General features: G+C 68.7%; 6 protein-coding genes. 2 read left to right on the top strand and 4 right to left on the bottom strand.

Going from position 1 to position 8,233, the window contains the following annotated elements:
- Positions 1 to 79 precede the first annotated feature (79 nt).
- Positions 80 to 1,255: an NAD(P)/FAD-dependent oxidoreductase gene (locus tag SFC76_RS08720; protein WP_322849079.1), complete on the top strand. Its 1,176-nt coding sequence runs from the start codon at positions 80 to 82 to the stop codon at positions 1,253 to 1,255.
- Positions 1,256 to 1,259: 4 nt separating this feature from the next.
- Here the strand turns inward: SFC76_RS08720 and SFC76_RS08715 are convergent, their stop codons facing one another.
- Positions 1,260 to 1,970 carry a M23 family metallopeptidase gene (locus SFC76_RS08715; RefSeq protein ID WP_322849078.1) on the bottom strand — a complete coding sequence of 237 codons (711 nt, stop codon included), beginning with the start codon at positions 1,968 to 1,970 and terminating at the stop codon, positions 1,260 to 1,262.
- Positions 1,971 to 2,315: 345 nt separating this feature from the next.
- Here SFC76_RS08715 and SFC76_RS08710 point away from each other — a divergent pair, with 345 nt between their 5' ends.
- Entirely contained in the window at positions 2,316 to 3,272 is a 957-nt protein-coding gene (locus tag SFC76_RS08710; RefSeq protein WP_322849077.1) for an isopenicillin N synthase family dioxygenase, read from the top strand.
- A gap of 184 nt (positions 3,273 to 3,456) precedes the next feature.
- Here SFC76_RS08710 and SFC76_RS08705 read toward each other — a convergent pair whose 3' ends face one another.
- From SFC76_RS08705 to SFC76_RS08695, 3 genes are all read right to left on the bottom strand, one after another.
- Positions 3,457 to 4,671, bottom strand: coding sequence for a M20 family metallopeptidase (locus tag SFC76_RS08705; protein ID WP_322849076.1), 1,215 nt, complete (start codon positions 4,669 to 4,671; stop codon positions 3,457 to 3,459).
- Between the two features lie 250 nt (positions 4,672 to 4,921).
- Positions 4,922 to 6,550 carry a helicase HerA-like domain-containing protein gene (locus SFC76_RS08700; protein WP_322849075.1) on the bottom strand — a complete coding sequence of 543 codons (1,629 nt, stop codon included), beginning with the start codon at positions 6,548 to 6,550 and terminating at the stop codon, positions 4,922 to 4,924.
- Between the two features lie 107 nt (positions 6,551 to 6,657).
- Positions 6,658 to 8,223, bottom strand: a complete 1,566-nt coding sequence (locus SFC76_RS08695; protein ID WP_322849074.1) for a Do family serine endopeptidase — start codon at positions 8,221 to 8,223, stop codon at positions 6,658 to 6,660.
- Between the last annotated feature and the right edge of the window lie 10 nt (positions 8,224 to 8,233).

Below are 8,233 nucleotides of genomic sequence, written 5' to 3'. Positions count from 1 at the left end.
AAATGCTCGCCAGCGGGCATCCTGTGCAGCTTTGGCCGGCCTTGCGCGACAAACCCGGCGACACGCGTTAGGTGGCCGCATGGCTTCCACTTACGACGCGATCATCCTCGGCGCCGGCGCGGCCGGACTCATGTGCGCGGCGGTCGCCGGGCAGCGCGGCCGGTCCGTCCTGCTGGTCGATCATGCCGACGCGGCCGGCAAGAAGATCGTCATCTCGGGCGGCGGCCGGTGCAATTTCACCAACCTGCACACCGCGCCGGACCGCTATGTCTCTGCCAATCCCCATTTCGCCAAATCGGCACTCGGCCGATATACCGCCAGCGACTTCGTCGCCCTGGTCGAGCGCCACCGGATCGCCTGGCATGAGAAGACGCTGGGGCAATTGTTCTGCGACGGATCGGCGCGGCAGATCGTCGCGATGCTGCTCGACGAATGCGATGCGGGACGGGTCGAGGTCGCGCTGTCCGCGCCGTTCGGCGAGATCGGCCATGACGGCACGCGCTTCACCGTCGCCCTGCCCGGCCGCACGGTCAGCGCGCCGCGACTGGTGATCGCCACCGGGGGGCCGTCGATCCCCAAGATGGGAGCGACCGGCGCCGCTTACGATCTTGCCCGCCGGTTCGGGCTCAAGGTGGTCGAGCCGCGACCGGCCCTGGTGCCGTTGACGCTGGGCGGCGACGAAACCCTGTTCCGGACGCTGTCGGGCGTCGCCGCGGATGTCGTGGCGAGCGCGGGCAAGGCGCGGTTTCGCGAGGCGGCGCTGTTCACGCATCGCGGCCTGTCGGGACCTGCGATCCTGCAGGTGTCGAGCTATTGGCGGCCGCGCGAGCCGATTGCGATCGACTTCGTGCCGGATGCGGAGCGCGACTGGCTGATGAGCGCCAAGCGCATGCAACCGCGTGCGACGCTGCGCAGGGCATTGGCCGCGACGCTGCCCGACCGTTTGGCGGAGGCGCTGGCCGAGCGCCTGGAACTGCCGGTCGAGCTGGGCAACATCCCCGACCGCCGGCTCGACGAGGCGGCGCGACGATTGGCGCATTGGCAATTCACGCCCAACGGCAGCGAAGGATACGCCAAGGCGGAAGTGACCGTCGGCGGGATCAGTACCGCCGATCTGTCATCGCAGACGCTGGAAGCACGGCGGGTGCCGGGCCTGCATGCGATCGGCGAGGCGGTCGATGTGACCGGCTGGCTCGGCGGTTATAACTTCCAATGGGCCTGGGCGAGCGGCTGGGCCGCGGCACAGGCGCTCTGACCACTTAGTCCTGCGCGGCGGGGCCGTCGGTCGAAACCGGAATGGCGTGGACGGCACGATCCTGCGACGCGAGCAGATAATCGGCGGTGGTCAGGAACGGGATCGGATTGACCGCATGGCCGTCGATGCGGACTTCGTAATGGAGATGCGGGCCGGTCGAACGGCCCGTCGAGCCCATCAGCGCGATCAGCTGGCCGCGGGTGACGCGGGCGCCGTCCTCGACGAGGATCTTGGACAGATGGCCATAGCGCGTGGCGATGCCCTTACCGTGGTTGATCTCGACCATGTTGCCATAGCCACCGAGGCGCGAGGCGTGATCGATGATGCCGTCGGCGGTGGCGTAGATCGGCGTACCGACCGGGCCGGGGATATCGACACCGGCGTGCATCGCCGCCGTGCCGCGGAACGGGTCGGAGCGGATGCCGAAGTTGCTGGTGAACTGAAGATGCTGAACGGGCTGGACCGAGGGGATGGCGATCGCGCCCTGCGGCCGCATGTCGAGCTTTTTCCAGCTCTGGAACAGGGTGCGGAATTGCGCATCGGCCTTGAGGTCCGCCTGCGCCTCGGCGCCGTTGGCGTCGAGCATCGGGCCGCCCGTGCCCTTCGCCGCGACCGCGGTCCGCGCTGCGCCGTCCTGCGCCTGGGCTGCACCATAACCGAGGGTGAGCGCGCCGAACGTGGTGACGATCGTGGCTGTACGGGCGAAAATGCTCATCGGACCCCAATATGATGCGCCGCGCCCGTGGCGACGGGTGCGACCTATTCCCTCGTCTCGAAACCGCAGCCCCACCGCGTCCCTGACGATCGATGTGTGCCCGCATTTCGCGTGCGACCACAAGAGCCGCCGCGGGTCGCCGCGATCAAGCGGCTTGGGGCTGCGCCGAAACGATGCGACACCATCACATCGGCCGCGTCGCGCGGGTTCGAAGACGGGGAACGGTGCTGCCGGTTCGGATCATCATGCAGGCCACCGGCCGCGCGGCCGAAGCAGCATGCCGGGGGGCATGACGCGCCCGATCGGGCGGCCTATAACAGCCGCTTCATCAAATGGATGGCTTGCATGCTCGACTCCACTTCCGCCCAGGTTCCTACGCTCAGCCTCGCCGATCAGGCCGGCGATCCCGACGGCTTCGCCGCAGCCTTCGGCGAATCGTTCGAGCGGTTCGGTTTCGCGATCGTCGCCGACCATGGCGTGCCGCAGGATCTGATCGCACGCGCCTGGCGCGAGACCGAGGCGCTGTTCGCGCTGCCCGAGGCGGAGAAGCGCGAGTATTTCGTCGCGGGCGGCGGTGGCGCGCGCGGCTATACGCCGTTCAAGACCGAGATCGCCAAGGACGCCGCGCATGTCGACCTCAAGGAGTTCTGGCATATCGGCCGCGAGCTGCCGGCGGGGCATCGCTACGCAGATGTGATGGCGCCTAACATCTGGCCGACGCGGCCAGAGGGGTTCAAGGACACGTTCCTCGAATTGTTCACCGCCTTCGACCGCGCCGGCGACCGGCTGCTGTCGGCGATCGCGCGGCATCTCGGCCTGGCTCCCGACTGGTTCGATCCGGCGGTGAAGGACGGCAATTCGGTACTGCGCCTGCTCCATTACCCGCCGATCCCCGCGGATGCCGAAGGCGTGCGGGCGGGCGCGCACGAGGATATCAATCTGATCACGCTGCTGCTCGGCGCCGAGGAGGCGGGGCTGGAACTGCTCGACCGCGCGACCGGCGAATGGCTGGCGATCAAGCCGCCCGAGGGCGCGATGGTGGTCAACGTCGGCGACATGCTGCAGCGGCTGACCAACCACGTCATGCCGTCGACCACGCATCGCGTCGTCAACCCGCCGGTCGAGCGCCGCGGCCATTCGCGCTATTCGATGCCGTTCTTCCTCCATCCCGCGCCCGATTTCCTGATCGAGACGCTGCCGCAGACGATCAGCGCGGCGAACCCGAACCGGTATGAACAGCCGATCACCGCGCACGACTATCTGCACCAGCGGCTGGTGGAGATCGGGTTGATCAAGGGGTGACGCGTTGCCCCCGACGCGTGCGGGGGTCCACCGGTCTGCAGGAGCGCACCCGAACCTAGAGCCGCTCTCCTCACCGCAGGGTGGACCCCGGAACGAGTCCGGGGTGACGAACCCGATGGGGAAACCGATCGGGCCTCGCTCCTGCCGATGCGATAACCCTGAACAGGCGGCCGAGATATCCGGGTCAGTCGAAGCCGCGTTCGAGATAGCGTGTGGCCATCGCGCAATGCATCGCGACGCCCTTCGCCATGACCGATTCCTCGATCGTCATGCGCGTGTTGTGGAGCGGCGGGTTGGTCGCGGGATCGCTGCCCGCGGGGGCGACGCCGAGGAAGGCGAAGGCGCCGGGGAATTTCCGCAGCACGTAGGAGAAATCCTCGGCGCCCATCATCGGCTGCGGCATCGGCGCGAAGGGTTGGCCGAGCTCGCCCGCGACCTGCTCGATCAGCGCCGCGCCGCGCGGGTCGTTGACCGTCACCGGATAGCCCTCGTCGATCCACGCTTCGGCGGTGGCGCCGTGCGCCGCGGCGATATTCTCGGCGATACGCTTGATCGCGGCGCGCATCGTCGTGCGTGTCGCCTCCGACAGCGTGCGCAGCGTGCCGAGCATGCGGACCTCGCCGGGGATGATATTGTGCGCCGATCCCGCCTCGATCTTGGTGATCGACAGCACCGCCGGGTCGGTGACCGCGATCGCGCGTGCGACATAGGTCTGGAAGGCGGTGACGATCTCGCAGGCGACCGGCACCGGATCGATGCAATCGTGCGGCATCGCGGCGTGGCCGCCCGCGCCGCGCACGACGACGTGCACCGTATCGGCCGAGGCCATGATCGAGCCGGCGCGGGTGATGACGACGCCGGCGGGAGCGTTGGGCGTAATATGCAGCGCGAAGGCGGCGTCGGGTGCGGCGACGTCGAGCAGGCCGTCGTCGATCATGAAGCGCGCGCCGTGATGCCCCTCCTCGCCCGGCTGGAACATGAACACGATCGTGCCGGGGAGCTGGTCGCGGCGCGCGGCGAGCGCGCGGGCGGCGCCGACCAGCATCGCGGTGTGCGAATCGTGGCCGCAGGCGTGCATGCGGCCCGGGATGGTGCTGGCGAAGGGGAGGCCCGTCTCCTCCTCCATCGCGAGCGCGTCCATGTCGCCGCGCAGCAGCACGGTGCGGCCGTTGTCACCCTTCTGCCCGCGCAGGATCGCGATCAGGCCGCTGGTCGACGGGCCCTCGTGATAGTCGAGCGGCAGACCGGCGAGCGCCGCCTTGATCTTGGCGGTGGTGCGGCGGCAGTCGAGACCGATCTCGGGTTCGGCATGGATCGCGCGGCGCAGCGTGACGATGTCGGCCAGCTCGGCTTCGCCGGCGGCGGTCCAATCGTCGAGGAGGGGGGCGTCGAGGGACATGATGAGGCTCCGTTTCTGCCGCAGTTTGCGCCGGTGCGGTGGCGTTGTCGAGGTAGGGGTGGGGTTGGGCGACACGCAATTGCGCGGGGATTGGGGTATGTGACGGCGCCCCCCCTTCGTCATCCCGGCGGAAGCCGGGACCCATGGATGCGGAACGTCGATAGTGGCGCGAAACCGCAAATGTGCCGTAACCATGGGTCCCGGCCTTCGCCGGGATGACGAAGGGGGCGGGATGACGAGCCCCCCGCCCTCACCGCCGGATCAGATTCCCCAGCACGCTGCGCAACACCGTCCCGACCAGCCCGCCGCTCGCCGACGAGCGTCGCGAGCCCGCGCCGAACACCTGTTTGCCGATCTCGTTGGCGACCTGCCGGCCGATCGACGAACTCGCCGCGCGGGTGGCGGAGGTCATCGCCTTCGACCAGGGGGAGTTGGCGGACTCCCGCGCCGCCGCAGCGTCCGCCTTGGCCTGCGCCGCCTGCGCGCGGGCGGCCTCCTTGGCGGCCTGCGCATCGGCCTTGGCCTGGACCGCCGCAGCCTTGGCGGCATCGTCCTGCGCGCGCGCCGCGGCTGCGGAGGCGGCGGCCTCCTGCGTCTTGGCGGCGAGGATCTCCTCGGCCGATTCGCGGTCGATCGCAGTGTCGTATTTGTCGCCGATCGCGTCGGTCTGGATCATCACCGCGCGCTCCTGCGGCGTCACCGGGCCGACGCGGCTGGCGGGCGGCTTGATCAGCGTGCGCTCGACCGGCGCGGGCGATCCGTCCGCCTGCAACAACGACACCAGCGCTTCGCCGACCTTCAATTCGGTGATCGCGGTGGCGACGTCGACGCCGGGATTGGCGCGGAACGTTTCCGCCGCCGAGCGCACCGCCGCCTGATCGCGCGGGGTGAAGGCGCGCAGCGCATGCTGGACGCGGTTGCCGAGCTGGCCGGCGACCGTGTCGGGGATGTCGATCGGGTTCTGCGTGATGAAATAGATGCCCACCCCCTTCGAGCGGATCAGGCGGACGACCTGTTCGATCTTGTCGAGCAGGGCCTTGGGGGCATCGTCGAACAAGAGATGCGCCTCGTCGAAGAAGAAGACGAGCTTGGGCTTGTCGGGATCGCCGACCTCGGGAAGATGCTCGAACAATTCGCTCATCAGCCACAACAGGAACGTGCTGTAGAGCTTGGGCGCGGCCATCAATTTGTCGGCGGCGAGGATATTGACGATCCCCCTGCCCTTGTCGTCGGTGCGGAGGAAATCGTCCATCTCCAGCGCGGGTTCGCCGAAGAAATGGTCGCCGCCCTGCGTGCGCAACTGGAGCAGCGAGCGCTGGATCGCGCCGATCGATTGCTTGGAGACGTTGCCGTAGGTGGTGGTGAGTTCGTCGGCGCGCGTCGCGCAATGCGCCAGCATCGCCTGGAGATCGTCGAGGTCGAGGAGCAGCAGCCCCTCCTTGTCGGCGACGTGGAAGGCGATCGTCATCACGCCTTCCTGCACGTCGTTGAGGTCCATCAGGCGCGAGAGCAGCAGCGGCCCCATCTCGCTGACGGTGGTGCGGATGGGATGACCCTGTTCGCCGTACAGGTCCCAGAATTGCACCGGCGTGTCGGCATAGACCCAGTCGGTGTCGCCGATCTCGGCGGCGCGCGCGGCGAAGGCGGCGTGCGTCTTGGCCTGCGGCGAGCCCGCCATCGCGAGGCCGGACAAATCGCCCTTCACGTCGGCGACGAAGCTCGGCACCCCGATTTTGGAGAAGCCCTCGATGATCCCCTGCAGGGTCACCGTCTTGCCGGTGCCGGTCGCGCCGGCGATCAACCCGTGGCGGTTGGCGCGCTTGAGGTCGAGCGTCTGCGGCATGCCGCCGCCGAGGCCGATGAAGATGCCGTCGCTCATGTCCGCTCCTGTTGTCGTGGTGCAGACCTACCCCGGCGATCGGGCAAAAGGAAAGGGCCGCCGCTCGGGTGAGCGACGACCCTTTCTCATCAGCAAGCGACAGGCGCTTACTTGATCTTCACCGGGATGAAGCCCGGGATCCGGCCCCGCTGGACCAGCAGCAGGACCTGCGGACGGCCTGCGGCCTTGGCCTGCGCGACGAGGCGGGCGACGTCGGCCGAAGTGCGAACCGGCGTGCTGTTGACCGCCTGAATCACGTCACCGCGCTTGATCTTGCCATTGGCGTCGCTCGACGAATCGACCGATGCGACAACCACGCCCTGCACGGTGGGATCGACGCCGACCGCACGGGCGATGCCCGGCGTCAGCGGCTGGACGTTGAGCCCGAGCGGCGCGGTGCTGCCCTGGGTCGGCCCGGCGCTGCCCGTGCCGTCATCGTCGCTGCCGTCCGTCTGCGAATCGTTCGGGCCGAAGCCGCCCGAATCCTCGCCGCCGTTGGCCAGCGCCTTGAGCTGGTCGTTCGATGGGCGCGTCACCACCTGGATGTTCACGGTCGTCGGCTGTCCGGCGCGCAACACCTCGAAGCGCGCGGTCGTACCCGGCTGGAGATTGGAGACGAGGCGCGTCAGCGTCTGGTCGGGGGTGACCTGCTGGCCGTTGATCTTGGTGACCACGTCGCCGGCACGCAGGCCGCCCTTCGCCGCCGGGCCGCCCGGCTCGACGCGCGCGATCAATTCGCCCTGGTTCTTCGGGATGCCCAGCGCCGCGGCGGCATCGTCGTTGACCGCGCCGCCGATCGACACGCCGATATAGCCGCGGGTGATCTTGCCACCCTTCATGAACGTCTCGATGATTGGCTTGGCGGTCGCCGCGGGGATGGCGAAGCCGATGCCGATATTGCCGCCCGACTGGCTGAAGATCTGCGAATTGACGCCGATCACGTTGCCGTTGAGGTCGAACATCGGGCCGCCCGAATTGCCCTGGTTGATCGAGGCGTCGGTCTGGATGAACTGGTCGTAGGCGCCGCCCTGACCGGTGACGCGGTTGATCGCCGAGATGATGCCCGCGGTCACCGTGCCGCCGAGGCCGAAGGGCTCGCCGATCGCCAGCACCCAATCGCCGACGCGCGAGCGGCTCGAATCGCCCCACTTCACGAACGGCAGGCCCGCGGCGTCGATCTTGAGCAGCGCGAGGTCCGAATCCTGGTCCTTGCCGACGACGCGCGCGGTATATTCCTTGTTGTTGCTCAGCGTGACGGTGATCGAATTGACCGTCGCGCCTTCCGCACCCGGCGCGATGACGTGGTTGTTGGTCACGACATAGCCGTCCGGCGAGATCAGGAAGCCCGAGCCCAGCGACGCGCCCTCGCGCTTCACCGGTGCGCCGCCCTGCCCGCCGCCCATGCCGCCGAACAGGTCGCCGAACGGCGTGCCCGAGAAGGGGTTGGCCGGCTGGCGCTGAACGATCGTCTGCTTGGTCGAGATGTTGACCACGGCGGGCTGCAACTTGGCCACCATGTCGGCGAAGCTCATCGGCGCGCCGGCCTTGGGCGCGGCGGCCTGGATCGCACCGGGCTCGTTCTGGGCCTGTTGCGCGGTGCTCGGCTGCAGCGCCAGCGTGGCGGTCGCGCCACCGAGGAGAAGCGCACTGGTAATGGCGTAGGCGTAGCGCACTAGGAGAAAA

Origin of the sequence: Sphingomonas sp. CD22 (genome assembly GCF_034556155.1) — a bacterium.
Classification (GTDB): domain Bacteria; phylum Pseudomonadota; class Alphaproteobacteria; order Sphingomonadales; family Sphingomonadaceae; genus Sphingomonas.
The sequence above is the reverse complement of the archived record's forward strand: the minus strand, read 5'-3'. Positions and strand labels throughout refer to the sequence as shown.

Bases quoted from the DNA above. Each gene is read 5' to 3' on its own strand.
- SFC76_RS08720 (WP_322849079.1), top strand. From the start codon at position 80: ATGGCTTCCACTTACGACGCGATCATCCTCGGCGCCGGCGCGGCCGGA.
- SFC76_RS08715 (WP_322849078.1), bottom strand. From the start codon at position 1,970: ATGAGCATTTTCGCCCGTACAGCCACGATCGTCACCACGTTCGGCGCG.
- SFC76_RS08710 (WP_322849077.1), top strand. From the start codon at position 2,316: ATGCTCGACTCCACTTCCGCCCAGGTTCCTACGCTCAGCCTCGCCGAT.
- SFC76_RS08705 (WP_322849076.1), bottom strand. From the start codon at position 4,671: ATGTCCCTCGACGCCCCCCTCCTCGACGATTGGACCGCCGCCGGCGAA.
- SFC76_RS08700 (WP_322849075.1), bottom strand. From the start codon at position 6,550: ATGAGCGACGGCATCTTCATCGGCCTCGGCGGCGGCATGCCGCAGACG.